Here is a 23,002-nt window from a genome sequence, read left to right as displayed (position 1 = left end):
GCTCAGCTTCGCCTTGCACGGTTCAGCGCGGCGATCTCCTCGGTCCGGCTGCGCACCTCGCTGTCGCTGCCGAACCCGTAGCGGCCCCAGCCCAGCGCCTCCTGGCGCACCGTGCGCGCCTCGCCCGACCGGCCCAGCGCCTCCAGCGCCTCGGCCTTGATCAGCAGAAGCGTTGCCAGAAGGGCCGCGTTCTGCCCGCGCGTCGCCGCGGCGAGATTGGCGTTCACCATGTCCAGTGCGGCGCGCGGCTGGCCCGCCGACAGCGCGAAGGCGGCCAGATGCATGCCGACATGGGCCAGGTGAATCCGCGTCTCGGGGCGCGCGACATAGATCTCGCCCGCCTGCAGGAAGGCCGCCAGCGCCAGTTCGGGCCGCTCGCCGATCGACAGCCGCCCCAGCGCGAACAGGCTGAACGCAAGCCGCCCGTCCTGCCATCCGCGCGCGCGGGCGATGGCCACGGCGCGTTCGGCGGCCGCGCGTCGGCGCGGGGCCGAGGTGCCCGCCCCCAGCGCGGTCTCGATCGCCTCGATCCAGTCGCGCGAGGTCTGCGCGACGGGCGCGCCCGCCCGCCCCTCGCCGCGCGGGTTCATCCGCGCCAGCAGCCCCGGCAGGATCTGCGCCACCTGCGCCTGGGTCATGCCCGCGCGCAACTCCGGCGCGTAGTAAAGCCGCAGGATCAGCATGTCGAAGCCGGTCAGGGCCGTGTGGAAATTGTCGTCGTTGAAGACCGAATCGGGCAGCCGGTAAAGGTCGTTCAGCGGCCCCAGCGCCTGGGCCAGTTCCTCGTGCAGGCAGTCGCGCACCTCCTGCGGGCTGACATCGCCGGGCAGGAAGATCGCCACCCGCTCACGCGTGACCAGCGTGGTCCAGTCCACGGTCGCGCTGCGGCGGGCGCGGCGGTATTCCTCCCAATCCGACACCCTTGGCGCGACGAAACAGGCCGCTTGCGGCACGGCGCGCTGCAACCGGGCGCGCGGCAGCACCTCGATGGTGATCTCGGCAGGCTGGTCCGCAGCAACGCGCGCGATGTCGATCCCCGCCTCGCGCCTGAGCCGCCCGATCAGCGCCGCCAGATCGGGGCCCAGGCTGGGCGGCGGCGCCCCCGTCACCCGCACCCGCACCGGCCCCTCGAAACGCGACATCACCGCCAGCGGCCGGCCGCTTTCCATGCGGAAGGACAGGTCCAGGAAATCCTGCGCGATCTGGGCGTTCGAGCGCGTCGGCGGCTCGGCCGGTCGGACCGGAAAGCTCTTCATCGGCGGCAGCGCGGCCGATAGCGGCGGCACCCGGTCGGGCAGTTCCGCAACCGGCGTTGCACAGGCCGCCAGCGCAAGGCAGGCGGCCAGCAGAAGCGCCGCGCGACGCGTCACCGCGGGCCTCGCTCGTATTTGATGAAGGGGGTCAGGCGTCCGATCCGGTCATACAGCGCGCGCGCGGCCGCGTTGTCGGCCGCCGTCGTCCAGTAGACGGTCGGCACGTCGCGCGCATCCGCCACCGCATAGACCGCCCGGATCAGCGCCTGCCCGATGCCCCGGCCGCGCAATTGCGGCTCGACGAACAGATCCTGCAGATAGCAGACCCCCTCGGGCTTCCAGCAATGGCGGTGAAAGATGAAATGCGCCAGCCCTGCAGGCCGCCCGCCGATCAGCGCCAGGCGGCAGCCCATGTCGGGATCGCCCCCATGCAGGAGCCGCGCAAAGGTCGTCTCGAAGACCTCGGGCGCCACCGCCGACTCGTAGAAGTCGAGATAGCCGGACCACAGGCGCCGCCATTCGGGCATGTCCTCGGGGCGCAGCGGGCGGATGGTGACGTCGGACAAGGGGGGGCCTTTCGCAAGCGGGGCGGACAGCCGCCCGCTCCCATCTTGGGCGAGCGCGCGGCCCGGCACAAGGGCGCGCAGCCGGCGGGTTGCCGGTGCCTGCGCCGTGGCGGTCCGCCTCAGCCCCGCCGTGCCATGAAGGCCAGCCGTTCGAACAGTTGCACGTCCTGTTCGTTCTTCAGAAGCGCCCCGTGCAGCCGGGGCAAGGCGTTGCGCCCGTCGCGGCGCAGGTCCTCGGGGGTCAGATCCTCGGCCAGCAACAGCTTCAGCCAGTCCAGCACCTCCGAGGTCGAGGGCCGTTTCTTCAGCCCGTCCATCTCGCGGATCTCGTAGAACTGGGTCAGCGCGGCATGCAGCAGGTCCTGCCTGATGCCGGGGTGATGCACCTCGACGATTCTCTTCATCGTCTCGGGATCCGGAAAGCGGATGTAATGGAAGAAACAGCGCCGCAGAAAGGCGTCCGGCAGTTCCTTCTCGTTGTTCGAGGTGATGATCACCACCGGGCGATGGCGCGCGCTTACCGTCTCGCCGGTCTCGTAGACGTGGAATTCCATCCGGTCGAGTTCCTGCAACAGGTCATTGGGAAACTCTATATCCGCCTTGTCGACCTCGTCGATCAGCAGAACAACCTTTTCCGGCGCCTCGAAGGCCTGCCACAGCTTGCCGCGCTTGATGTAATTGGCGATGTCGTGAACCCGTTCGTCACCAAGCTGGCTGTCGCGCAACCGGCTGACCGCGTCGTATTCGTACAGCCCCTGCTGGGCGCGGGTCGTCGATTTTATGTGCCATTCGATGAGAGACATGCCCAGGGATTGGGCAACCTGCCGGGCCAGTTCGGTCTTCCCGGTGCCGGGCTCGCCCTTGACCAGCAGCGGCCGTTCCAGCGCGACCGCGGCATTGACCGCGACACGCAGATCCTCCGAGGCGACGTAGCTCTCCGTCGAGTTGAACGCCATGATACTCCCCCGCCAGATCCGACCGCGCTGCGCGGACCTTAGCGCCCCTTCCAAAACAGGCAAGCACCATGTATGAGGCCACAACGCTAGTGACACGGTGCGGCGATCGGGCTATAGCCAGCCCCGTGACGCGCCGGGGAGAGATCGTGATGAATGAGTTTTCGCCCGGTCCAGACAAGGGAGCAGGGATGAAAGCCGAAGTGTTCTTGCCCGACGATTACCGCCCTGCGGAAGACGAACCCTTCATGAACGAGCGCCAGCTCGAATATTTCCGCCGCAAATTGATTGCCTGGAAGAACGATCTTCTGAACGAAAGCCGCGAAACCCTTGAGGGGCTTCAGGATTCCAGCCGCAACATTCCCGATGTCGCCGATCGCGCCAGCGAGGAAACCGACCGCGCGCTGGAACTGCGGACGCGGGATCGCCAGCGCAAGTTGGTCGCCAAGATCGACGCGGCGCTGCGCCGGATCGAGAATGGCGAATACGGCTATTGCGAGGAAACGGGCGAGCCGATCTCGCTGAAACGGCTGGATGCCCGCCCCATCGCCACCCTGAGCCTCGAGGCGCAGGAACGGCATGAACGCCGCGAACGGGTGCATCGCGACGACTGAGGCGACGACGGGGGAGGGCGCATGCCCCTGACTGGGCGGAAGGTGACGATCCTCGGGGCCGGCATCGCGGGCCTCGCGGTTGCGACCGCCTTGGCCCGCCGCGGTGCCGAGGCCGTGGTCCTGGAACGCTCCGATGCGATCCGGGAGGTCGGCGCGGGCCTTCAGATCAGCCCCAATGGCGTCGCCGTGCTCGAGGCGCTGGGCCTCGGCCCGGCGCTTGCCGCCCATGGCGTGCGGGCGCGCGCGGTCCATCTGCGCGATTTCCGCGCGGGGCGCGAGGTTCTGCGGCTCGACCTGTCGACCGGCAGGGGAGCCTATCATTTCATCCACCGCGCGGACCTGATCGAGATGCTGGCCGGCGCGGCCCGCGCGGCCGGGGTGCAGATCCGGCTGCTGCACGACATCACCGGCGTCACGATCGCGGATGGCCGCGCCCAGCTGACCACCGCCCAGGGGGCGCAGGCCATGGCCGATCTGCTGATCGGCGCGGACGGTCTGCACTCGGTCGTGCGCGGCGCCCTGAACGGCATGGCCGCGCCCGACTTCACCGGACAGGTGGCCTGGCGCGCGCTGGTGCCCGCCACCGGGCCGGTCGCGCCGGTCGCCCAGGTCTTCATGGGACCGGGGCGGCATCTGGTGCATTACCCGCTGCGCGGCGGCGAACTGATCAACATCGTCGCCGTCGAGGAACGCGAAATCTGGGCCGACGAGGGCTGGAATCACGATGACGCCCCCGAGAACCTGCGCCGCGCCTTCGCCGATTTCGGCGCCGGGGTGCCCGAGCTTCTCGCCCGGGTCGATCATGTGAACCTCTGGGGACTGTTCCGCCACCCCGTGGCGGCGCGCTGGCATTCGGGCCCCGCGGCGATCCTCGGCGATGCGGCGCATCCGACGCTGCCCTTCCTCGCCCAGGGCGCGAACATGGCGCTCGAGGATGCCTGGGTGCTGGCGGCCTGCCTCGAACGCCATTCCGACACCGAAACCGCCTTCGCCGCCTACCAGGCCGAACGACGCCCGCGCACGATCAGGATCGTCGACATGGCCTCGAAGAACGCGCGCAACTACCATCTCAGCTCGCCACCCCTGCGCGCACTTGCCCATACCGCGCTGCGGCTCGGCGGAGCACTCGCCCCGGGCGGCGCGCTCAAGCGCTTCGACTGGGTCTATGCCCATGACGTCGCCGCCCGCTACCCCCTGACAGCCGCCCCGATGCCCTGAAATCCTGCCCCTGCGGCTTCTTCTTGGCCGAAATACCCCCGCCGGAGGCACGCGGCCACAAGGCCGCGCCACGCCCAACCCCGGACAAGCGGGGCGCAAGCCCCGCGCGGGCCGGGGGCGGGAGCACCCCGCCGCTTCGGCTCAGGCGTCCAGCGTCACCCAGACCGGCACATGGTCCGACGGCTTCTCGCGGCCGCGCTGCTCGGCCTCGATCCGGCATTCCGTCATCAGGTCGGCCGCCTGCGGGCTCAGCAGCAGGTGATCGATGCGGATGCCGTCATTGCGGCTCCACGCGCCCGCCTGATAGTCCCAGAAAGAATAATGCCCGGGCCCCTGCACCCGCGCCCGGAACGCCTCGGTATAGCCCAGGTTGACGATCCGCCGGAACGCCGCCCGCGTCCGGGGCAGGGCCAGCGCATCGCTTGCCCAGGCCTCGGGCCGCGCCGCGTCCTCGTCCTGCGGGATCACGTTGTAATCGCCCGCCATCACCACCGGCTCCTCGCTTTCCAGCAGGGCCTTGGCGCGGGCCTCCAGCCGCGCCATCCAGGCCAGCTTGTAATCATATTTCGGCCCCGGCGCCGGGTTGCCATTCGGCAGGTAGAGGCCGCAGATCCGAACCGCCCGCGCCCCCATCACGGTGGCCTCGATCCAGCGCGCCTGTTCATCCCCCGCATCGCCCGGCAGGCCCCGCGTCACGTCCTCCAGCGGCCGTTTCGACAGGATCGCGACGCCATTGAACCCCTTCTGGCCATGGGTTTCCACATTGTAGCCGCGCTCCTCGAAGGGCGCGCGCGGAAACGCCTCGTCAACCGACTTGATCTCCTGCAACAGCGCCACATCGGGCGCGGAGTCGTCGAGCCAGGCCAGCACCGTCTCGATCCGCGCCTTGACCCCGTTGATGTTGTAGGTCGCAATCCGCATCAGCCCTCCGCCCGCCGTCCGGTCCCGGCCGGACTATCGGCGGCTGCGGGGGGAATGTCCATGCAATCGGCGTCCTGCCCGGCCGCGGCCAGCCACAGCGCGTCAAGCGCGCGAAGCTCGGCCGGATCGAAGCGCGCGGGATCGTTCCAGCCGAGCCCCTCCGGCGCCCGGTAGCCAAGCGCCGCCTCGCGGTCCAGCGCGGCGCGGGCGTCGAACCGGACGGGCGCGCGGGGCAGGCTGGCCGGGATCGCACGCGGAAAGACCAGTCGGCTCTTGCCGGTCGAGAGGTTGACCATGGCACAGCCCGCCGCTGCGGCCAGCACCATCAGCCGCGCGGATTTCGCCTCCAGAGATTGCAGGGTGATGTCGTCGCGCAAGGGATCGGCCCGGCCGGTGCCGTAGAAATGGGTGGGGCCGTTCTGCGGGTAGACCATGTCGCAACCAAGCATCGCGATCACCCGCGGCCGATAGGTCCAGAGCGCCCAGTAGGCCGCGGTGAAGGCCATCGTGGCGCCGCAATAGACCACCCCGCCATGGGCATTCATCGCCGGCACGAATGCGGTCTCGTCGACCAGTATCTGGCACGGGCCGGGCGTGGGGGGCTGGCGGTCGGGTGGCAGGTCGTGGGGAAAGACCACCGCGTCCCAATCAGGCCGCACACGCCAGGCATTGTTGATCGCCACGATCCGCGTGAACGGTGCCCGAGGCCATGACCGGCACCGCAGGACGCCGGGGCCGGAGCCCAGCAAGAGCAGGTTCGTCATCGGCCCCCACCGTCCCTTTTGCCGTTTTTCGACAAGCTAGGGCCGGTGCGGGCCGCGACCATGGCGGATGTTCAGCGATCCTTGCGGACGGTCTTCCGGCCGGTGATCATCGGGCGGATCAGATCCTCGCCCTTCCATTTGCGATAGAACCCGATGGCGGCGACATGCAGCACAACCAGCCCCAGAACCACCCAGCCCAGCGTGGCATGCCAGGCCAGCGCCGTGCGCGAGGTCGCGGTGCTGACCTCGCGGGCAAGGGGGCCCGCATTGACGTAGTCCTCGGGATCCGCGATCAGCCCCAGCCCCGCATGGACCGCCAGAACGCCCAGCAGGACGAACACGAAGAACCCGCCCAGCGGGTTGTGCCCGCGCCAATAGCTGGGTTCGCGCCGGACCATGTGGATGACATAGTTCCCGATCGAGACGGGACCGTAGAGAAAATTGCCGAAGCGCGCATGTTCCGGGCCGACAAAACCCCAGATCAGGCGGAACGCCAGCAGGCCCAGCACGGCATAGCCGAACCAGAAATGCAGCGTCATCACGTTGGGTCCGAACTTGCCCAACCCCCAGGCGCCGACCACCGCGATCGCCAGCAGCCAGTGGAACAGCCGCAAGAGCGGATCCCAGACCCGGATGGTCTCGATCTCGACGGTTGCGTTGTCGGCCCGGGCGGTCTCGCCGCCCGGACCGGCACCATGGGTGCCCGTATCCTTCATCGCTCAGAAATCCCGGGCGCGGTAATTGTCGTGGCAATCCTTGCAGGCGCCGCCCAGCCGCTGAACGGCACCGCCCAGCTCGGCGCGGTCAAGCCCGGCGACCTCGGTCAGCGCCTCGACTGCCTGGACATAGGCCATGCCCTTTTCCTGCACCCCGGCGAAATCCTCCCAGATCTTGGGCAGGGCGCGGGTCTTGCCGGGCATGTCGGCATTCGAGGTGCCGGCCGCATAGAGATGGCCCATATTGTAGGCGGTCAGCAGCTTCAGGTTGTCGGCATGGGTCTGGGCGACCGCGCCGTCATACTCGATATCGCCCTTGGCCATCGAGGCCAGGACGCTCATGTTGGCCCCCAGCATCGAATAGAAGCCACGGCGGGCATCCACGACCTCCTGCAGGTCGGCGGCGATGCCTGCGGCCGGGACGGTCGCCAGGGCGGCGGTGATCAAAAGAACCTTGCGCATGAAACTCTCCTTCTGGTGATCGGGACTATTCCGTCTGCTGGGCTAGCATGTGACCGTCCTTGCGTCACGTCACAGTTGTATGTTGTGTGGTTCACAACACGGTGCCATGGGGCGATCTGCCGCGTTTGCGTTCATTCGGCCCGGTTTCCGTGCGGATCCGGCCCCTGCGCAGGCGCCCTGCGCATATGCACAGACAGTGCAGCCCGGTCACGGTCCGGCCATGACGTCGACCGCAGACAGCTGCGCGGCATCGGCGCGGCGCGCGCGGGCGGCCGCGACCAGCGCGGCAAAGAGCGCGCGCTGGCGGCGGGCGTAAGGCAGGTGTTCGGGATGCCACTGCACCCCAAGCGCAAAGGGATCGCGGATTCGCTCCACCGCCTGGATCATGCCGCCGCGGTCGCGCGCGGCGACCACCAGATCCGCGCCCAGCCGGTCCACGGCCTGGGAATGCAGCGCGTTGACCTTCATCGGCGCGGTCCCAGCGATCTCGGCCAGCCTTGTGCCGGGTTCGACCGCGATCCGCTTCTTCGGCAGGATCGTCCAGCGCCGGTCGGAGGCGGTATAAGTGCCATAGGCATCCTGGTGAAGGTTGCCGCCCAGTGCCACGTTGATCATCTGCGCCCCCCGGCAGATGCCCAGCACCGGGATCCCGCGGGCGATGGCGGCCTCGACCAGCGCCCGTTCCAGCGCGTCGCGCGCCGGGTCCAGCCGGGCCGAGGTCACGATCTGCCCATCGTAGAGATCGGGCGAGATGTCGTCGCCGCCGCCGATGATCAGCCCGTCCACCTCCTCCAGATCGGCGGGCCGTCCCGCCCCCCAGCGCCGCGCGCGACCGCCCGCAAGCCAGAGGTTCAGCGCCACCAGCGGAAAGATGCGCCAGCCCGAGCGCGCCGAAACCGTAACCGCGATGTGTGGGCGTCCGCTCATGCCGCCGTCCAGAGTTCCAGATCGCCCAGCCGGTCCTCCAGATGGGCGAACCAGTCGCCCCGCGTCGTGGTCAGCGCGGCGCGATAGTCCAGCCATTCGCCGGCCAGCCGGTCCAGCGCCGCGCCGTCGGCGGCCAGCCGCTCGACCATCACCCAGCGGTTCCACTCATAGGCGATGCGCCATCCGGCTTCGTCGATCCGGCAATCGGGCAGGCGATAGTGAAAGGTCGGCCGCGCCGAGACCAGCCCGCCGTCGCCCAGCGCGCCGCTCACCCGGCCCTCGTCCAGATGGCGGAACAGCGGCAACAGGTCCAGCCCGCGATTGCGCGTCGGCGTCTCCGCCAGATAGGCGTCGATGAAATCGGCCAGGCTCCAGTCCACGGACTCGCCCGCCAGCCGGTCGACCAGGCGGCGCGGCCAGGGATCGACGAAGGGCAACAGCCGCCTTGCGGGGTCGATCGGGTCGGCCTTGCGCAGCCAGTCCTCGACCAGCGCGAAGGCGCGGGCCACGGGCAGGATCGCCTCGGTCGTCTCGTCCGCCACCGCGGGGTTCAGATGCACGCCGAAGCCCAGCAGGAGGCCGTTCCGGCTGCCCTGCGCCCCGGCCGCGCGCAACGCGCCCCGCAGCCGGTCAAGCGCGGGCAACTGCCCGGGCTCCAGCGGCGGCGTCACGATCTCGACCGGCACCACCGCGCGGCTGAGATCCAGCCCCAGATCGGCCAGCTTGCCGCCCGCCTTGTCGCGCCATTGCGTGTCGAGACAGATCTCGACCGCGCCCCATTCGCTGTCCTCGACGACAAGATCATGCGCGGTCTTCTCGATCACCCGCCCGCCGATCGCATCGGCCACCAGCCGCGCCGCCCTTGCCTCGGTCAGCCCGCCGAACTCGATCTCGATTCCGGTCAGGCGCGGTGCGCCCTCGGCGGTGTTTTCCGGGCAGAGCGGCAGGAATCGGTCGCGCGGGATCAGACTGGTGATGTTGTCCATGTCGGCCGGTCCTTTCCGGGCGCGCCTCACATCGCGAAAGAGGTGCCGCAACCGCAGGAACTGGCCGCGTTCGGGTTGTCGATCACGAAACGCGCCCCGATCAGTTCCTCGGTGAAGTCGATGACCGCGTTCGACAGGAACGGCAGCGAGACCGGATCGACCACCACCCGCTCGCCCCCGCCTTCGAGCAACAGGTCGTCCTCGGCGGGGGCGTCCAGCGTGATCGCATACTGGAACCCCGAACAGCCGCCGCCCTCGACGGCGATGCGCAGCGCCTTGCCCTGCGCCGCGGCCCCGATCTCGGCCAGCCGGGAAAAGGCGCGCTCGGTAACTTTCGGAGGCAGCGTCAGGTCCATCGCGGAATCCCCTGTGTGCAAACGGTCTTTCCTCCAATATATGGGGCTCAGGATTATGAACAAGCGACGAGACCCCGGATGCTGGCCCCCTTCGCCTGCGACCCCACCCAAAGCCGCGGGCGGCTTAATCCCGAGCAGGAAAGCGCGTTCCGCTCGTGTTTTCAGCGCGACCGGGACAGGATCATCCATTCCTCGGCCTTCCGCCGCCTGATGCACAAGACGCAGGTCTTCGTGGTGCATGAGGGCGACAGCTTCCGCACGCGCCTGACCCACTCGATCGAGGTGGCGCAGGTCGCGCGCACCATCGCGGGCGTCCTGGGCCTGAACGGCGAACTGGCCGAGGCGGTGGCGCTGGCGCATGATCTGGGCCACACGCCCTTCGGGCATACCGGCGAGGATGCGCTGGCGGCCCTGATGGCGCCTTTCGGCGGGTTCGACCACAACGCGCAAGCCATCCGCATCGTGACAAGGCTGGAACGCCATTATGCCGGGTTCGACGGGCTGAACCTGACATGGGAGGCGCTGGAGGGCATCGCCAAGCATAACGGCCCCGTCACCGGCCCGCCGCCCTATGCGCTGGCCGAATACAATGCGCGCCACGACCTGGAACTGCACACCCATGCCAGCGCCGAGGCGCAGGTCGCCGCCCTTGCCGACGACATCGCCTACAACAACCACGACCTGCATGACGGGCTGCGTGCGGGGCTTTTCACCGACGAAGATCTGGCCGCGCTGCCGATCCTCTCGGATTGCTATGCCGAGGTTGATCGCATCTGGCCGCGGATCGACCCCAAACGCCGCCGCCACGAGGCGACGCGCCGCTTCTTCGGCGTGATGGTCGAGAACGTGATCGCCGAGGCCCGCCGCCTACTGGCCGAGGCCGCACCCGCCAGCGCCGCCGAGGTGCGCGGGCTGGGCCGCCCGGTGATCCGCTTCAGCGACCCGCTCTGGGCCGATCTGCGCCAGATCCGCGAGTTCCTGTTCCGCCGGATGTATCGTGCGCCCAGCGTCATGGCGGTGCGCGCCGAGGTGACGCGCGTGGTCGAGGAACTGTTTCCGATCTATCTGGCCGATCCCGCGCATCTGCCGACGAAATGGCGCGAGGATGTGGCCGCCGTGCCGGACGTCACCGCGCTGGCGCGGATCGTGGCCGATTACATCGCGGGCATGACCGACCGTTTCGCCTTGCAGGAACATGCCCGCCTGACCGGCAAGACCGCCGCGCTGCCCGCCGCGTTTCATCACGCAACGGGCTGACCCGGGGCCGGTTGACGCGCCCGCGCCCGGTGGTAAACCGCCCGAGGCACCGAAAGGGATGGACATGAACCTCTTCACCGATCTCCGCGCGCTCGTGATCGACAGCCTGACCGCCATGGCCGCCGAGGGCACGTTGCCTGCCGGGCTCGACCACGCGGCCGTCACGGTCGAGCCGCCGCGCGATCCGGCGCATGGCGACATGGCCACCAATGCCGCGATGGTGCTGGCCAAGCCCGCCGGTCTGAAACCCCGCGACATCGCCGAGGCGCTGGCCGCCCGCCTGACCGCCGACCCGCGCGTGGCGCTCGCCGAGGTGGCAGGCCCGGGCTTTCTGAACCTGCGCCTCGCGCCCGCCGTCTGGCAGGGGCTGGTCGGCCGGGTGCTGGCCGAGGGAGCCGGGTTCGGGCGCTCCGGCATGGGGCAGGGCGCGCGGGTCAATGTCGAATATGTCTCGGCCAACCCGACGGGGCCGTTGCATGTGGGCCACACCCGCGGGGCGGTCTTCGGCGATGCGCTGGCGAACCTGCTGGCCTATTCCGGCCATCAGGTGACGCGGGAATACTACATCAACGATGGCGGCGCGCAGGTCGACGTTCTGGCCCGCTCGGTCTATCTGCGCTACCTCGAAGCGCATGGCCAGGAGGTGGCGTTCGAGGACGGCACCTATCCCGGCGACTACCTGATCGAGGTCGGGCAGGCGCTGAAGGACAAGGTGGGCGACGCCTATCTCGGCCAGCCCGAGGACGTCTGGCTGACCGAGGTGCGCGACTTCGCCACCGACCGCATGATGGACCTGATCCGCGCCGATCTGGCCGCGCTTGGCGTCGCGATGGATGTCTTCTTCTCCGAGAAGTCGCTTTACGGCACCGGCCGGATCGAGGCCGCGATCGAGGCGCTGAAGGCCAGGGGCCTGATCTATGTCGGCGTGCTGGAGCCGCCCAAGGGCAAGACTCCCGAGGACTGGGAGCCGCGCGAGCAGACGCTGTTCCGGTCCACCGAACATGGCGACGACGTGGACCGGCCGATCATGAAATCGGACGGCGCATGGACCTATTTCGCTCCGGACATCGCCTATCATTTCGACAAGATTTCCAGAGGCTTCGACGCGCTTATTGATGTGTTTGGCGCGGATCACGGCGGCTATGTCAAGCGGATGAAGGCGGCCGTGTCCGCGCTGTCGGATGGCCGCGTGCCGCTCGACATCAAGCTCACGCAGCTGGTCAAGCTCTACCAGAACGGCGAACCCTTCAAGATGTCCAAGCGCGCGGGCACCTTCGTCACGCTGCGCGATGTGGTCGATCAGGTGGGGCCGGATGTGACCCGGTTCCACATGCTGACGCGCAAGAACGACGCGCCGCTGGATTTCGACTTTGCCAAGGTTCTGGAGCAATCCAAGGACAACCCGGTCTTCTATGTCCAGTATGCCAATGCCCGGGTCTGCTCCGTGCTGCGCAAGGCGGCCGAGGCGGGGATCGCGTCCGATGACGCCACGCTGGCGGCGGCGGATCTGACGAAACTCGGGCACGAGGCCGAGATCGCGGTGGCGAAGAAGCTGGCCGAATGGCCGCGTCTGGTCGAGATCGCGGCCCGCACGCATGAACCCCACCGCGTCGCGTTCTACCTGTACGAACTTGCCTCCGAGTTCCACGCGCTCTGGAACCGGGGCAACGATCTGCCCGCGCTGCGCTTCCTGCAAGAGGGCGATGCAGCCACAAGCCAGGCCAAAATCGCGCTCGCGCGCGCCGTTTCCGTTGTGATTTCCGCCGGTCTTGGTATTCTCGGCGTCACTCCGGTCGAGGAAATGCGCTGAAAAACAAGGCGCAACCCGCCCGGGCCGAGACAGGCAAGAACCAACCGGGGACAAAGAGCCCCGGAACATGAGGCGGCAATGGCAGATATCGAATACGACGCATTCCGTGCGCCGGGTCCGGGCGATGCCCGGCCGGGCATGAAGACCGCGCTGCACTGGGCCGGGGGCGCGCTGTCGCTTTCGCTGGTGGCAGGGCTTTGTGTCTGGGGCTACCAGATCCTCGTGCGCGATGTCAGCGGCGTGCCCGTGGTGCGCGCGCTCGAAGGGCCGATGCGGATCGCCCCCGAGGATCCGGGCGGCCGTCAGGCCGATCACCAGGGGCTGGCGGTGAACCGCGTCGCCGCCGATGGCGAGGCCGCGCCGCCCGCCGACACGCTGCGCCTTGCCCCGAACCCGCTGGCGCTGACCGAAGAGGACCGTCCGCGCGCCGAACTGGCCCCGCTGGACGTGGCCGCGCCTGCCCCGACGCCGTGGGACGAGGCGGCCGATCAGCAAGTCGAAGAGGCGTTCACGCTGGCGCCCGAGGCCGATGAGGCGGCCGATGCCGCGATGATGGCCGCCCTCGAAGAGGCCGCCGCGGACGAGATCACGCCACTGATGCAACTGCCCGCGGGCGCGCTCAGCCATTCGCCCCGTCCGGCGGCACGGCCCGATACCGAGGATCTCGCCGCCCGCGCCGCGATCGCGGCCGCCACCGCCGCGCTGATGCCGCGCAGTGCGGCCGAGCTTCCCGTGACCGAGGTGGTCGCGGGTACCGCGCTGGTCCAGCTTGGCGCCTTCGACGACGCCGAAGAGGCCCGCCTGGCCTGGGAGGGCCTGGCAGGCGAGGGGCGCTTCGCCGGGTTCTTCGACCGCAAGTCCCGCGTCATCCAGGCCACCGAGGGCGGCGGGCGCATCTTCTACCGGCTGCGCGCCGCGGGCTTCGACGACATCGCCGACGCGCGCCGGTTCTGTGCCGCGCTGATGGCCGAGGGCGCGGACTGCATCCCGGTGGTGGCCCGCTGATGCGGCGGGCCGGGGCATATATCCTCGGCTGCTCCGGCCCGGCGCTGACGGCGGCCGAGCGGCAGTTCTTCGCCCAGGCCAACCCGCTCGGCTTCATCCTGTTCGCGCGCAATGTCCGCGATCCCAGTCAGTTGCGCGCGCTGACCGAAAGCCTGCGCGCGGCGGTGGGCCGTGCCGCGCCGATCCTGATCGACCAGGAGGGCGGGCGCGTCCAGCGCCTGACCGCGCCGCATTGGCGGCAATGGGCGGCGGCCGCCGACCAGATCGCCGCGGTCGGTCCCGAGAACGCGGCGCGCTCGATGTATCTGCGCTCGCGGCTGATCGCGCGCGAACTGAACTGGGCGGGCATCGACGTCAATTGCGCGCCGCTGGGCGATCTGGCGCGGCCGGAAACCCACAAGGTGCTCAAGAACCGCTGCTACGGCTCGGACCCCGCCAGCGTGGCCAGGATCGCCCGCGCCGTGGCCGACGGGCTGTTGCATGGCGGCGTGCTGCCCGTGCTGAAACACATCCCCGGCCATGGCCGCGCCACGGTCGACAGCCATCTTGACCTGCCGCGCGTCAAGACCCCGCTCTCGCAGCTCGAGGCCACCGATTTCGCCGCCTTCCGCGCGCTTTCGGACCTGCCGCTGGGAATGACGGCCCATGTCGTCTACGAGGCGCTGGATGGCGGCGCCCCGGTCACCACCTCGGGCGAGGCGATCATCTATATCCGCAGGGCGTTGGGCTTTCAGGGTTTCCTGATGACCGACGACATCTCGATGCAGGCGCTGTCGGGCAGCATCGCCGCGCGCTGCGTGGCCAGCATCCGGGCGGGCTGCGATGCGGTCTTGCATTGCAACGGCAAACTGGCCGAAATGGAAGAGGTCGCCGAGGCCAGCGGCACGCTGACCGAGAAAGCCGCGGCAAGGGCCTCGCGCGCGCTGGCCCGCCGCCGCCCGCCGGTGCCCGGCGAGGTTTCCGCGCTGGTGACCGAACTCGATGCGCTGCTGGGAAAGAGGCGCGATGCCTGAACAGGGCCCCGACAGTTTCACCGAGGGACCCGCGCGGGACCCCGTCGCCGCGCGGCTGGCCGCCGAGGCCCTGATCGTCGATGTCGAGGGTTTCGAGGGGCCGCTCGACATGCTGCTGACGCTGGCCCGCAGCCAGAAGGTCGACCTGCGCCGCATCTCGGTGCTGCACCTGGCCGAGCAATATCTGGCCTTTGTCGAACAGGCGCGGACCCTGCGCATCGAACTGGCGGCCGATTACCTGGTGATGGCGGCCTGGCTTGCCTATCTCAAGTCGCGCCTTCTGCTGCCGCCCGATCCCACCGACGAGGGACCCTCGGGCGAGGATCTGGCCGCGCATCTGGCGTTCCAGCTTGAACGGCTCGAAGCGATGCGGGCGGTGGCCGCCCGGCTTCTGGGCCGCGACCAGAAGGGGCGCGACTTCTTCGTGCGCGGTATCCCCGAGGATGTGCAACGGGTGCGCCGGGTGCAATATACCGCGACCCTCCTGGACCTGATGCAGGCCTATGCACGGATCCGCACCAAGGACGAGTTCCGCCCCTACGTCCTTGATCGCGATGCGCTTTACACGATGGAAGAGGCGCTGGAACGGATGCGCGGCCTGCTGGGCTATGCGGGCGAATGGATCGACCTGTCCAGTTGGCTGCCCGAGGGATGGCAGACCGATCCCGTGCGTCGGCGCACCGCCACCGCGGCGCATTTTGCCGCCAGCCTGGAACTTGCCAAGCAGGGCCAGATCGAGATCCGCCAATCCGACACCTTCGCCCCCATCCATATCCGGCGGAAGCCCCGCGCATGACCCGGAACCCGCCCGAGCAGGAGGAAAGCCTTTTCGAGGCGCCGCCCATCGGCGAGCAGGAGCGCATGGTCGAGGCGATCCTGTTCGCCTCGGCCGAGCCGCTGCGCGTGGCCGAACTGAACGCGCGCATGCCGCATGGCTGCGATGCCGCCGCCGCGCTCGCCCATCTTGCCCGCCGCTACGAGGGGCGCGGCGTGCGGCTGGTGCGCGTGGGCGAGGGCTGGGCGTTTCGAACAGCGCCCGATCTGGGCTTCCTGATGCAGAAGGAGACGGTCGAGCTGCGCAAGCTGTCGCGTGCCGCGATCGAGACGCTGGCGATCATCGCCTATCACCAGCCGGTGACGCGCGCCGAGATCGAGGAGATTCGCGGCGTCTCGGTCAGCCGGGGCACGGTCGATCAGTTGCTGGAGCTTGACTGGATCCGCTTCGGACGGCGCCGGATGACACCGGGCCGCCCCGTCACCTATGTCGTGACCGAGGAATTCCTCGACCATTTCGGACTGGAAAGCGCGCGCGACCTGCCCGGGCTCAAGGAATTGCGCGCCGCGGGCCTGCTGGACAGCCGCCCCATGCCCGGCGGCCCGGACGATGCCGAAGCCGAGGACGGCCAGACCGACATGTTCGAGGACGAAAGCTGAGGCGCCCGGATCAGCCCGCGCCGATCTCGGCGAAGACGCGGTTCAGCGCGGCCTCCAGCTTGTCGAACATCTCGTCCATCTGCGCCTCGGTCACGATGAAGGGCGGGCACAGCACGATGGACTGGCCCAGCGGACGGCAGATCAGCCCGTGATCGGTGCAGGTATTGGCGATCCGCTCGCTGACCGACAGGGTCGATGGAAACGGCGTCTTCGTCGGCTTGTCGGCCACTGCCTCCAGCGCGCCCATCAGCCCCTTGCCGCGCCATTCCCCGATATGGGGATGCTCGGCCAGCCGCTTCAGCCCCGCCTCGAAACGCGGGGTCAGGGCGCGGACATTGTCCAGAAGCCCCTCGTTCAGGATCACGTCGATCGCTTTCAGCGCGATGGCGCAGCCGACCGGATGGCCCGAGGCGGTGAAGCCATGGGGAAATTCCTCGACCGCCTCGGCCGCCGCCTGCAACCGGTCCGACAGGTCGGGGCCGAGGATCACGGCCCCCATCGGGAAATAGCCCGCGGTCAGCGCCTTGGAACTGATGATCGCATCGGGGGTGAAGCCGTAGGTCTGGCAGCCCCAGACCTCGCCCGTCCGGCCGAAGCCGCAGATCACCTCATCCGCGATCAGCGGGATGTTGTGGCGTTTCAGGACCGCCTGGATCGCCTGGAAATAGCCCTCTGACGGCGGGATCACGCCGCCCGCGCCGATCACCGGCTCGGCGAAGAAGCCCGCGATGGTCTCGGCCCCCTCGCGCGCGATGACCTCTTCCAGTTCGGCGGCCAGCCGGGTGGTGAACTCTGCCTCGCTCTCGCCCTCCCGCCCCTCGCGCCAGTAATGCGGGCAGGTCAGGTGGATGAACCCGGGCAGAGGCAGGCCGAACAGCGCGTTATAGGCCTTGCCCGTCATCGAGGCCGCGGCGACCGTGACCCCGTGATAGCCGTTCCAGCGCGTCAGGATCTTGCGCCGCTCGGGCTGTCCCTCGGCGCGCGCCAGGAACCACAGCATCTTGAGCGCCGTGTCGTTCGCCTCGGATCCCGAATTGGTATAGAAGACCTTGCCGCGGGCGAAGGGCGAGACCTCGATCAGTTTCTCGCTCAGCATCACGGTCTGGTCCGACATCCGCCCGAAGAACGCGTGATAGCCCGGAAGCCGGTCATATTGCGCCTTGGCGGCCTGGGCGAGGCCGGGATGATCGAACCCCGCCACCATGTTCCACAGCCCCGAATTGGCGTCCAGATAGCGCCTCCCGGCCGTGTCGAAGATATAGGGACCCTCTCCATGGGTCACGACCACCGTGCCGCGCGCCTGCACCGAGGGCAGGTCGGTGAAGCCGTAGAAGCTGTGCATCTCGGCGCGGGCATCCCAGTCGTTCGGGGCGGTGTCGGGCATGTTCGGGGCTCCTTCGGCACTCTCGCCCCGACGCTATCCCCGCGCCCGGCCGGGTGCAATCGCACGTTGCCACCGCGGCCCACGTGCCGGGGCGAACCGGCGGCAGCCGCTCCTGCGCGCGGGGGGGGGAGCGAACCGCTCAGGGCGCGCGGAAATGCTTGGACAGCTTCAGCCCCTGGCCCTGGTAGTTCGACGCGATCCCCGCGCCATACAGCGTCTCGGGCCTTGCGGCCATGCGCTCGTAGACCAGCCGTCCCACGACCTGCCCATGTTCCAGCACGAAGGGTGCCTCGTGGCAGCGCACTTCCAGCACCCCGCGCGACCCCGTGCCGCCCGCCGCGTCATGGCCGAAACCGGGATCGAAGAAGCCCGCGTAATGCACCCGGAACTCGCCCACCATGGCCAGATAGGGGGCCATTTCGGCGGCGTAATCGGGCGGGATATGCACCGATTCGCGGCTGACCAGGATATAGAAGGCGCCGGGGTCGAGGATGATCCGGCCCCTGTCGGTCCGGATTTCCTCCCAGAACTCGGCCGGGTCATGCCCGCCGATCCGGTCAAGGTCGATCACCCCCGAATGCGGCTTGGCGCGATAGCCCACCAGATCGCCGGTTTCGGGCTTCAGATCGACGGAAAAGCCCAGCCCCTCGGAAATCACCGCCGGACCGCCCGCGACCAGCCCCACCGCCCGATGCAGCGCCGTCAGTTCGGCATCGTCGAGAACCGCTTGCCCGCGACGGAACCGGATCTGGTTCAGCCGCTGGCCGGGCCGCACCAGCACCGAGAACGAGCGCGGGCAGATCTCGGCGTAAAGCGGGCCGTGATACCCCGGCCGGATGCGGTCGAACTCCACCCCGCCATCGGTGATCGCACGGGTCAGAAGGTCCAGCCGCCCGGTCGAACTCTTGGCATTGGCGACCGCGGCGACGCCCTCGGGCAGGGCCAGCCGCTCCATCAGCGGCACGACATAGACGCAGCCCTTTTCCAGCACCGCCCCGCCCGTGAGGTCGATCCGGTGCATCTCGAAATCGGCCAGACGCTCGGCCACCGTCGCCCCCGCACCCGCCAGGAACGAGGCGCGCATCCGGTAGGCGACATCCCCCAGCCGCAGATCCAGCGAGGCGGGCTGCACCTGCCCGTCATCCAGGGGCGCGCTCAGGCCGATCGCGCCCGCCTCGATCAGCGCGCGGATCTGCTGCGCGGGCAGCACGCCGGGTCCGGTCATCGCATCGCCTCCGACTGTTGCAAGGCCAGGTGCCGAAAACACCACCGCCCGCGGCCCGGAAGGGCGCGCGGGCGGGTGTGATTTTGGTCGGGCTAGCAGGACTTGAACCTGCGACCTTCCGCCCCCCAGACGGACGCGCTACCAGACTGCGCCATAGCCCGACACGGGGGCGTTCTTAGCATGTCTGACGGCGGGGGCAAGCCGCAAAAACCCCGCTCAGCACCGGGATCGGCCTATTGCCCGCCGGACGCCATCCGCTCGCCAAGCGCCTGAAGCCGCGCCAGCGATTGCCCGGCCCGGTCCCGGTCGGCAGCCAGCGCCTCACGCAGCGCGGGGGTGCGGATCAGCGTGCGCAGCGGCGGCGCGACCGGGGCAAAGGCCGGGTCGTCATCGGCCGGATCGCTGCGGACGATTCCCGTGCCGAGGGGCCGCGCAATCGCCGGGGCAGGGGGCTCGGCCACCGGTTCGGCCTGCGGTTCCGGCTCCGGTTCGGCCTCCGGTTGCGCTTCCAACTCCGGGGCGGCCTCGGACAGGATGTCGGGTCCGGCCTGCTCCGGCGCCTCCGCCTCGGGCTCCGGTTCGGCCGCCGGGGCATGGGCTTCGGGTTCAGGCTCCGCCTCCGGTTCCGGCTCCGCCTCGACCAAGTCCTGCGCGACCTCGGGCTCCGGGCCGACCAGAGCATCGGCCTCCGCAAGGGCCGCGACCGGCTCCTCCGCGGATGTCTCCGGCGCGGTCTCGAAGGGCAGGGCGGCGGCGGGTTCTTCCTCGACCGGCGGGCGGGGATGGCGGCGGAAGCTGGGGACCGCCGCCTCGGCCTCCGGTGCGGGGCGCGCCCCGGCCGCAAGATCGAGCCCGGGCAGGATCGCCTCGTCCGGTTCGGGCCGGGGGCGGAACGCCAGCGGCAGGATCTCGGCGGCCTCGGATTCGGCATCCTCCTGCATCGGGGCCTCGTCGGCCTCGACCATCTCGACGGGCGAGTCGTCACCGGGCAGCGGCGCTTCGGCAACCGCCTCGACCGGCTCGGCATGGCCCTCGATCAGCAGCCCGGGTGTCCCCTCCTCCAGCGGCGGCGACAGGGCCGAGACGAATTTCACCCCTTCCTCGCGCAGGATCTTCTGCACCCCGCGGATGGTCAGGCCGTCCTCGTGCAGGAGCCTCTTGATCCCGCCCAGCAGCATCATGTCGGCCGGCCGGTAATAGCGCCGCCCGCCCGCGCGCTTGACCGGCTTGACCTGGGAAAACCGGCTTTCCCAGAACCGCAGCACATGCGCGGGCGTGTCCAGCCACGCCGCCACCTCGCTGATCGTGCGGAAGGCTTCGGGGGATTTTTCCATCTGGAACGGAACCTTAGTCCGTCCGCTCGGAATTTCCGGCGGCGACGCGGTCCTTCATCAGATGCGAGGGACGGAAGGTCAGGACCCGTCGCGGCAGGATCGGCACCTCTTCGCCGGTCTTCGGGTTGCGGCCGACCCGCGCCGCCTTTTCCCGCACCGAGAAGGTGCCGAAGGACGAGATCTTGACGGTCTCGCCGCGCACCAGCGAATCCGACATGTGCTGCAGGACGCTCTCCACCAGGTCGGCGGATTCGTTGCGTGACAGGCCCACCTCGCGGAACACCGCTTCGGTCAAATCCATTCGTGTCAGCGTTTTGCCGGACATGGCGTCCCCTCTGATCAAAAACCCGAAATTCCCCGACTGCCTAAAAGCTTAGGGAGAAACGGATTTCCGAGTCAATGACAACGACTTGCAGGATGGCGTTTGCGCGTAACCTTACCAGCGCAGAACCACCGCACCCCAAGCCAGCCCGCCGCCGATCGCCTCGGTCACGACCAGGTCGCCGGTCCGGATCCGCCCCTCGGCCTTGCCCACCGACAGCGCCAGCGGAATCGACGCGGCCGAGGTGTTGCCATGGTCCTGCACGGTGACGATCACCCGCTCCATCGGCAATTGCATGCGCTGCGCGGTGGCCTTGATGATCCGCAGATTAGCCTGATGCGGAACCAGCCAGTCGACATCCGCCCCGCTCAGCCCCGCCTTGTCCAGCGCCGCATGGGCGGTGTCGGCCAGCTTCTCGACGGCATGGCGGAACACTTCCTTGCCCTGCATCCTCAGATGCCCGGTCATGCCCGTCGAGGTGCCGCCATCGACGTAAAGGATGTCCTTGTGCCGCCCGTCCGAATGCAGGTCGATCGCCAGCACGCCGCGATCGTCCGATCCGCCCGCGCCCGCGCCCGCCTCCAGCAGCAGCGCGCCCGCGCCATCGCCGAACAGCACGCAGGTGCCGCGGTCGGTCCAGTCCATGATCCGGCTGAAGCTTTCGGCCCCGATCACCAGCACGCGCCGCGCCATCCCGGTCGCGATCATCGCGTTCGCATTGGCCAGCGCGAAGACGAAGCCGGCACAGACCGCCTGCACGTCGAAGGCAAAGCCGCGCGTCATGCCCAGCCCCGCCTGAACCATGGTCGCGGCCGAGGGAAAGGTCAGGTCGGCGGTCGAGGTCGCCAGGATGATCGCATCCACCTCGTCGGGTGCCAGCCCCGCATCGTCCAGCGCCGCCCGTGCCGCGCTGATCGCCATGTCGGCCGTGGTCTCGCCCTCGCCCGCCAGATGGCGCCGTTCGATCCCCGAGCGCGAGCGGATCCACTCGTCGGACGTCTCGAGCGTCGCCTCGAACTCGGCATTCTCGACCACGCGCGCGGGCAGGTAATGCCCGACACCCCTGACAATGGCCCGTGTCACCATGTCTACCGCTCGCCTCCGGCCACGTCCTTGACCATTTCGGGGACCGGCCCGGAGGCCGTGGCAACGCGCGCCGCCAGCCGCTCGGTAAAGCCCGATTGCGCCAGTTCCCAGGCCAGCTTGACCGCCGCGGCGACGCCGGTGGCATCCGACGAGCCATGCGACTTGACCACCGTGCCGTTCAGCCCGAGGAACACCCCGCCATTCACCCGGCGCGGGTCGATCCGCTTCTTGAGTCGTCGCAACGAGGTCAGCGCCAGCAATGCCGCCACCCGCGACAGCGGCGTCGCGCTGAACGCCTCGCGCAGGAAATCGCCGACCAGCCGGGCGGTGCCTTCGCCGGTCTTCAGCGCCACATTTCCGGTAAAGCCGTCGGTCACGATCACGTCGACCTTGTCCGAGGGAATGTCGCCACCTTCGACGAAGCCGACGAAATCGAACTGCCCGGCCGCGCAACTCGCCTCGATCAGGTCATGGGCGGCCTTCAGCTCGGCCCGCCCCTTGTTCTCTTCGGTGCCGACATTCAGGATGCCGACCCGCGGCCGGTTCAGCCCCAGCCCGTTGCGCGCATAGGACGAGCCCATCAGCGCATATTGCAGAAGGTCATGCTCGTCCGCGCGCACATCGGCGCCGACATCCAGCATCACGTTGAACCCGTGCGGATTGCGCGAGGGCCACAGACAGGCGATGGCGGGCCGGTTGACGCCCGGCAGCTTGCGCAGCCGCACGATCGACAACAGCATCAGCGCCCCGGTATTGCCGCAGGACACGCAGACCGGCGCCTCGCCATTGCGCACGCTGTCGATCGCGGACCACATCGAGGTCGCCTGGCCGTGGCGCATCACCTGGCTGGGTTTCGCCTCCATCGTGACGATGTCGGCGGCATCGCGGATCTCCACCCGCCCGGCCAGCACCTTGCGGCGCGAGACCAGTTGCTCCAGCTCGTTCCGCCGTCCATGCAGGATGAACCGGATCTCGGAATTCTTGGTGGCGGCCTTGACCAGTCCCGCGACCACGGCCGCGGGACCACGATCCCCGCCCATGGCGTCGACCGATATGACGTTGCGCGGCGCCTCGGCCCGCGGCTCCTGACAGTGCTGCGTGCTCATGTTCGACGCGGGGGACGTGCGGCCCTGGGCCTCAGGCCGCGTCGTCTTCGTCCAGGTCGAATTCCTGGGCCTGCGCAACCACTTCGCGGTCGTCGTAATGGCCGCAGGCGGCACAGACGTGATGCGGACGCTTCAGCTCGCCGCAATTCGAACATTCGGCCGGATTGCCCGGCACCAGCGCATCGTGCGAGCGGCGCATGTTGCGGCGCGACCGCGTGACTTTGTTCTGAGGGACAGCCATGTCTCAACCTCGATCCTTCGGGGCCTCTGGCCCGGTGTTCTGTCTTGGG

25 protein-coding genes and 1 tRNA gene are annotated in these 23,002 nt (G+C 69.1%); 8 read left to right on the top strand and 18 right to left on the bottom strand.

Annotated features, from left to right (window positions below; all coding sequences use genetic code 11):
• Positions 1 to 2: 2 nt before the first annotated feature.
• From NHN26_RS04675 to NHN26_RS04665, 3 genes are all read right to left on the bottom strand, one after another.
• Positions 3 to 1,370 (bottom strand): DUF2927 domain-containing protein, encoded by a 1,368-nt coding sequence (locus NHN26_RS04675; RefSeq protein WP_253088349.1) that lies wholly within the window; start codon positions 1,368 to 1,370, stop codon positions 3 to 5.
• Complete coding sequence (locus tag NHN26_RS04670; RefSeq protein WP_253088348.1) at positions 1,367 to 1,819, bottom strand: GNAT family N-acetyltransferase; 453 nt, start codon at positions 1,817 to 1,819, stop codon at positions 1,367 to 1,369. Before NHN26_RS04670 ends, NHN26_RS04675 begins: the two co-directional genes overlap by 4 nt.
• Positions 1,820 to 1,938: 119 nt before the next feature.
• The gene (locus NHN26_RS04665) at positions 1,939 to 2,775 is read right to left on the bottom strand and encodes an AAA family ATPase (protein ID WP_253088347.1); all 837 of its coding nucleotides are present in this window, start codon (positions 2,773 to 2,775) and stop codon (positions 1,939 to 1,941) included.
• Positions 2,776 to 2,963: 188 nt separating this feature from the next.
• Between NHN26_RS04665 and dksA the strand changes: the two genes are divergently transcribed.
• Both dksA and NHN26_RS04655 read left to right on the top strand, forming a co-directional pair.
• Complete coding sequence (gene dksA, locus NHN26_RS04660) at positions 2,964 to 3,386, top strand: RNA polymerase-binding protein DksA (RefSeq protein ID WP_132693840.1); 423 nt, start codon at positions 2,964 to 2,966, stop codon at positions 3,384 to 3,386.
• A gap of 21 nt (positions 3,387 to 3,407) precedes the next feature.
• The gene (locus NHN26_RS04655; protein ID WP_253088346.1) at positions 3,408 to 4,604 is read left to right on the top strand and encodes an FAD-dependent monooxygenase; all 1,197 of its coding nucleotides are present in this window, start codon (positions 3,408 to 3,410) and stop codon (positions 4,602 to 4,604) included.
• 141 nt (positions 4,605 to 4,745) lie between these two features.
• Here the strand turns inward: NHN26_RS04655 and xth are convergent, their stop codons facing one another.
• The 7 genes from xth to NHN26_RS04620 form a co-directional block, all read right to left on the bottom strand.
• Positions 4,746 to 5,525: an exodeoxyribonuclease III gene (gene xth / locus NHN26_RS04650; RefSeq protein WP_253088345.1), complete on the bottom strand. Its 780-nt coding sequence runs from the start codon at positions 5,523 to 5,525 to the stop codon at positions 4,746 to 4,748.
• Positions 5,525 to 6,289 carry a hypothetical protein gene (locus NHN26_RS04645; RefSeq protein ID WP_253088344.1) on the bottom strand — a complete coding sequence of 255 codons (765 nt, stop codon included), beginning with the start codon at positions 6,287 to 6,289 and terminating at the stop codon, positions 5,525 to 5,527. The genes xth and NHN26_RS04645 overlap by 1 nt, the downstream gene beginning before the upstream one ends.
• Positions 6,290 to 6,360: 71 nt before the next feature.
• Positions 6,361 to 7,005, bottom strand: coding sequence for a cytochrome b/b6 domain-containing protein (locus tag NHN26_RS04640; protein ID WP_253088343.1), 645 nt, complete (start codon positions 7,003 to 7,005; stop codon positions 6,361 to 6,363).
• A 3-nt stretch (positions 7,006 to 7,008) separates the two neighbouring features.
• On the bottom strand, positions 7,009 to 7,467 hold the full coding sequence (locus NHN26_RS04635; RefSeq protein WP_253088342.1) for a c-type cytochrome: 459 nt from the start codon (positions 7,465 to 7,467) through the stop codon (positions 7,009 to 7,011).
• A gap of 207 nt (positions 7,468 to 7,674) precedes the next feature.
• A complete protein-coding gene (locus NHN26_RS04630; protein WP_253088341.1) occupies positions 7,675 to 8,394 on the bottom strand; it encodes a gamma-glutamyl-gamma-aminobutyrate hydrolase family protein in 720 nt (239 codons plus the stop codon).
• Positions 8,391 to 9,380: an amidoligase family protein gene (locus NHN26_RS04625; protein ID WP_253088340.1), complete on the bottom strand. Its 990-nt coding sequence runs from the start codon at positions 9,378 to 9,380 to the stop codon at positions 8,391 to 8,393. Before NHN26_RS04625 ends, NHN26_RS04630 begins: the two co-directional genes overlap by 4 nt.
• 26 nt (positions 9,381 to 9,406) lie before the next feature.
• Complete coding sequence (locus tag NHN26_RS04620) at positions 9,407 to 9,730, bottom strand: HesB/IscA family protein (protein ID WP_132697030.1); 324 nt, start codon at positions 9,728 to 9,730, stop codon at positions 9,407 to 9,409.
• A gap of 84 nt (positions 9,731 to 9,814) precedes the next feature.
• Here NHN26_RS04620 and NHN26_RS04615 point away from each other — a divergent pair, with 84 nt between their 5' ends.
• The 6 genes from NHN26_RS04615 to scpB all read left to right on the top strand — a co-directional run bounded on the left by NHN26_RS04615 (position 9,815) and on the right by scpB (position 16,255).
• A complete protein-coding gene (locus NHN26_RS04615; protein ID WP_253088339.1) occupies positions 9,815 to 10,993 on the top strand; it encodes a deoxyguanosinetriphosphate triphosphohydrolase in 1,179 nt (392 codons plus the stop codon).
• A 64-nt stretch (positions 10,994 to 11,057) separates the two neighbouring features.
• Positions 11,058 to 12,803 (top strand): arginine--tRNA ligase, encoded by a 1,746-nt coding sequence (gene argS, locus NHN26_RS04610; protein WP_253088338.1) that lies wholly within the window; start codon positions 11,058 to 11,060, stop codon positions 12,801 to 12,803.
• Between the two features lie 78 nt (positions 12,804 to 12,881).
• Entirely contained in the window at positions 12,882 to 13,808 is a 927-nt protein-coding gene (locus NHN26_RS04605; RefSeq protein ID WP_253088337.1) for an SPOR domain-containing protein, read from the top strand.
• Positions 13,808 to 14,821 (top strand): glycoside hydrolase family 3 N-terminal domain-containing protein, encoded by a 1,014-nt coding sequence (locus NHN26_RS04600; RefSeq protein ID WP_132697012.1) that lies wholly within the window; start codon positions 13,808 to 13,810, stop codon positions 14,819 to 14,821. The genes NHN26_RS04605 and NHN26_RS04600 overlap by 1 nt, the downstream gene beginning before the upstream one ends.
• Positions 14,814 to 15,617 carry a segregation and condensation protein A gene (locus tag NHN26_RS04595; protein WP_132697010.1) on the top strand — a complete coding sequence of 268 codons (804 nt, stop codon included), beginning with the start codon at positions 14,814 to 14,816 and terminating at the stop codon, positions 15,615 to 15,617. The genes NHN26_RS04600 and NHN26_RS04595 overlap by 8 nt, the downstream gene beginning before the upstream one ends.
• Entirely contained in the window at positions 15,614 to 16,255 is a 642-nt protein-coding gene (gene scpB / locus NHN26_RS04590) for an SMC-Scp complex subunit ScpB (protein WP_253088336.1), read from the top strand. The genes NHN26_RS04595 and scpB overlap by 4 nt, the downstream gene beginning before the upstream one ends.
• A gap of 10 nt (positions 16,256 to 16,265) precedes the next feature.
• Here scpB and NHN26_RS04585 read toward each other — a convergent pair whose 3' ends face one another.
• From NHN26_RS04585 to rpmF, 8 genes are all read right to left on the bottom strand, one after another.
• Positions 16,266 to 17,639 (bottom strand): aminotransferase, encoded by a 1,374-nt coding sequence (locus NHN26_RS04585; RefSeq protein WP_253088335.1) that lies wholly within the window; start codon positions 17,637 to 17,639, stop codon positions 16,266 to 16,268.
• A 139-nt stretch (positions 17,640 to 17,778) separates the two neighbouring features.
• Positions 17,779 to 18,864 (bottom strand): 2'-deoxycytidine 5'-triphosphate deaminase, encoded by a 1,086-nt coding sequence (locus NHN26_RS04580; protein WP_132697004.1) that lies wholly within the window; start codon positions 18,862 to 18,864, stop codon positions 17,779 to 17,781.
• Between the two features lie 84 nt (positions 18,865 to 18,948).
• A tRNA-Pro gene (locus NHN26_RS04575) sits at positions 18,949 to 19,025 on the bottom strand.
• 72 nt (positions 19,026 to 19,097) lie between these two features.
• Positions 19,098 to 20,198, bottom strand: coding sequence for a MerR family transcriptional regulator (locus NHN26_RS04570; RefSeq protein ID WP_253088334.1), 1,101 nt, complete (start codon positions 20,196 to 20,198; stop codon positions 19,098 to 19,100).
• Between the two features lie 13 nt (positions 20,199 to 20,211).
• The gene (gene ihfA / locus NHN26_RS04565; protein ID WP_132697028.1) at positions 20,212 to 20,523 is read right to left on the bottom strand and encodes an integration host factor subunit alpha; all 312 of its coding nucleotides are present in this window, start codon (positions 20,521 to 20,523) and stop codon (positions 20,212 to 20,214) included.
• Between the two features lie 111 nt (positions 20,524 to 20,634).
• Positions 20,635 to 21,606 carry a beta-ketoacyl-ACP synthase III gene (locus NHN26_RS04560; protein WP_253088333.1) on the bottom strand — a complete coding sequence of 324 codons (972 nt, stop codon included), beginning with the start codon at positions 21,604 to 21,606 and terminating at the stop codon, positions 20,635 to 20,637.
• A 2-nt stretch (positions 21,607 to 21,608) separates the two neighbouring features.
• Entirely contained in the window at positions 21,609 to 22,712 is a 1,104-nt protein-coding gene (gene plsX / locus NHN26_RS04555) for a phosphate acyltransferase PlsX (protein ID WP_253088332.1), read from the bottom strand.
• Between the two features lie 31 nt (positions 22,713 to 22,743).
• Positions 22,744 to 22,953: a 50S ribosomal protein L32 gene (gene rpmF / locus NHN26_RS04550; RefSeq protein ID WP_132696998.1), complete on the bottom strand. Its 210-nt coding sequence runs from the start codon at positions 22,951 to 22,953 to the stop codon at positions 22,744 to 22,746.
• Positions 22,954 to 23,002 lie beyond the last annotated feature (49 nt).

Origin of the sequence: Rhodovulum tesquicola, from assembly GCF_024128855.1 — a bacterium.
Classification (GTDB): domain Bacteria; phylum Pseudomonadota; class Alphaproteobacteria; order Rhodobacterales; family Rhodobacteraceae; genus Rhodovulum; species Rhodovulum tesquicola.
This window is presented reverse-complemented; position numbering and strand designations above follow the sequence as displayed.

What these genes read in the sequence shown, in the direction of transcription:
- NHN26_RS04665 (WP_253088347.1), bottom strand. Translation starts at nt 2,775, where the DNA reads ATGGCGTTCAACTCGACGGAGAGCTACGTCGCCTCGGAGGATCTGCGT.
- dksA (WP_132693840.1), top strand. Translation starts at nt 2,964, where the DNA reads ATGAAAGCCGAAGTGTTCTTGCCCGACGATTACCGCCCTGCGGAAGAC.
- NHN26_RS04655 (WP_253088346.1), top strand. Translation starts at nt 3,408, where the DNA reads ATGCCCCTGACTGGGCGGAAGGTGACGATCCTCGGGGCCGGCATCGCG.
- xth (WP_253088345.1), bottom strand. Translation starts at nt 5,525, where the DNA reads ATGCGGATTGCGACCTACAACATCAACGGGGTCAAGGCGCGGATCGAG.
- NHN26_RS04645 (WP_253088344.1), bottom strand. Translation starts at nt 6,289, where the DNA reads ATGACGAACCTGCTCTTGCTGGGCTCCGGCCCCGGCGTCCTGCGGTGC.
- NHN26_RS04640 (WP_253088343.1), bottom strand. Translation starts at nt 7,005, where the DNA reads ATGAAGGATACGGGCACCCATGGTGCCGGTCCGGGCGGCGAGACCGCC.
- NHN26_RS04635 (WP_253088342.1), bottom strand. Translation starts at nt 7,467, where the DNA reads ATGCGCAAGGTTCTTTTGATCACCGCCGCCCTGGCGACCGTCCCGGCC.
- NHN26_RS04630 (WP_253088341.1), bottom strand. Translation starts at nt 8,394, where the DNA reads ATGAGCGGACGCCCACACATCGCGGTTACGGTTTCGGCGCGCTCGGGC.
- NHN26_RS04625 (WP_253088340.1), bottom strand. Translation starts at nt 9,380, where the DNA reads ATGGACAACATCACCAGTCTGATCCCGCGCGACCGATTCCTGCCGCTC.
- NHN26_RS04615 (WP_253088339.1), top strand. Translation starts at nt 9,815, where the DNA reads ATGCTGGCCCCCTTCGCCTGCGACCCCACCCAAAGCCGCGGGCGGCTT.
- argS (WP_253088338.1), top strand. Translation starts at nt 11,058, where the DNA reads ATGAACCTCTTCACCGATCTCCGCGCGCTCGTGATCGACAGCCTGACC.
- NHN26_RS04605 (WP_253088337.1), top strand. Translation starts at nt 12,882, where the DNA reads ATGGCAGATATCGAATACGACGCATTCCGTGCGCCGGGTCCGGGCGAT.
- NHN26_RS04600 (WP_132697012.1), top strand. Translation starts at nt 13,808, where the DNA reads ATGCGGCGGGCCGGGGCATATATCCTCGGCTGCTCCGGCCCGGCGCTG.
- NHN26_RS04595 (WP_132697010.1), top strand. Translation starts at nt 14,814, where the DNA reads ATGCCTGAACAGGGCCCCGACAGTTTCACCGAGGGACCCGCGCGGGAC.
- scpB (WP_253088336.1), top strand. Translation starts at nt 15,614, where the DNA reads ATGACCCGGAACCCGCCCGAGCAGGAGGAAAGCCTTTTCGAGGCGCCG.
- NHN26_RS04585 (WP_253088335.1), bottom strand. Translation starts at nt 17,639, where the DNA reads ATGCCCGACACCGCCCCGAACGACTGGGATGCCCGCGCCGAGATGCAC.
- NHN26_RS04580 (WP_132697004.1), bottom strand. Translation starts at nt 18,864, where the DNA reads ATGACCGGACCCGGCGTGCTGCCCGCGCAGCAGATCCGCGCGCTGATC.
- NHN26_RS04570 (WP_253088334.1), bottom strand. Translation starts at nt 20,198, where the DNA reads ATGGAAAAATCCCCCGAAGCCTTCCGCACGATCAGCGAGGTGGCGGCG.
- ihfA (WP_132697028.1), bottom strand. Translation starts at nt 20,523, where the DNA reads ATGTCCGGCAAAACGCTGACACGAATGGATTTGACCGAAGCGGTGTTC.
- NHN26_RS04560 (WP_253088333.1), bottom strand. Translation starts at nt 21,606, where the DNA reads ATGGTGACACGGGCCATTGTCAGGGGTGTCGGGCATTACCTGCCCGCG.
- plsX (WP_253088332.1), bottom strand. Translation starts at nt 22,712, where the DNA reads ATGAGCACGCAGCACTGTCAGGAGCCGCGGGCCGAGGCGCCGCGCAAC.
- rpmF (WP_132696998.1), bottom strand. Translation starts at nt 22,953, where the DNA reads ATGGCTGTCCCTCAGAACAAAGTCACGCGGTCGCGCCGCAACATGCGC.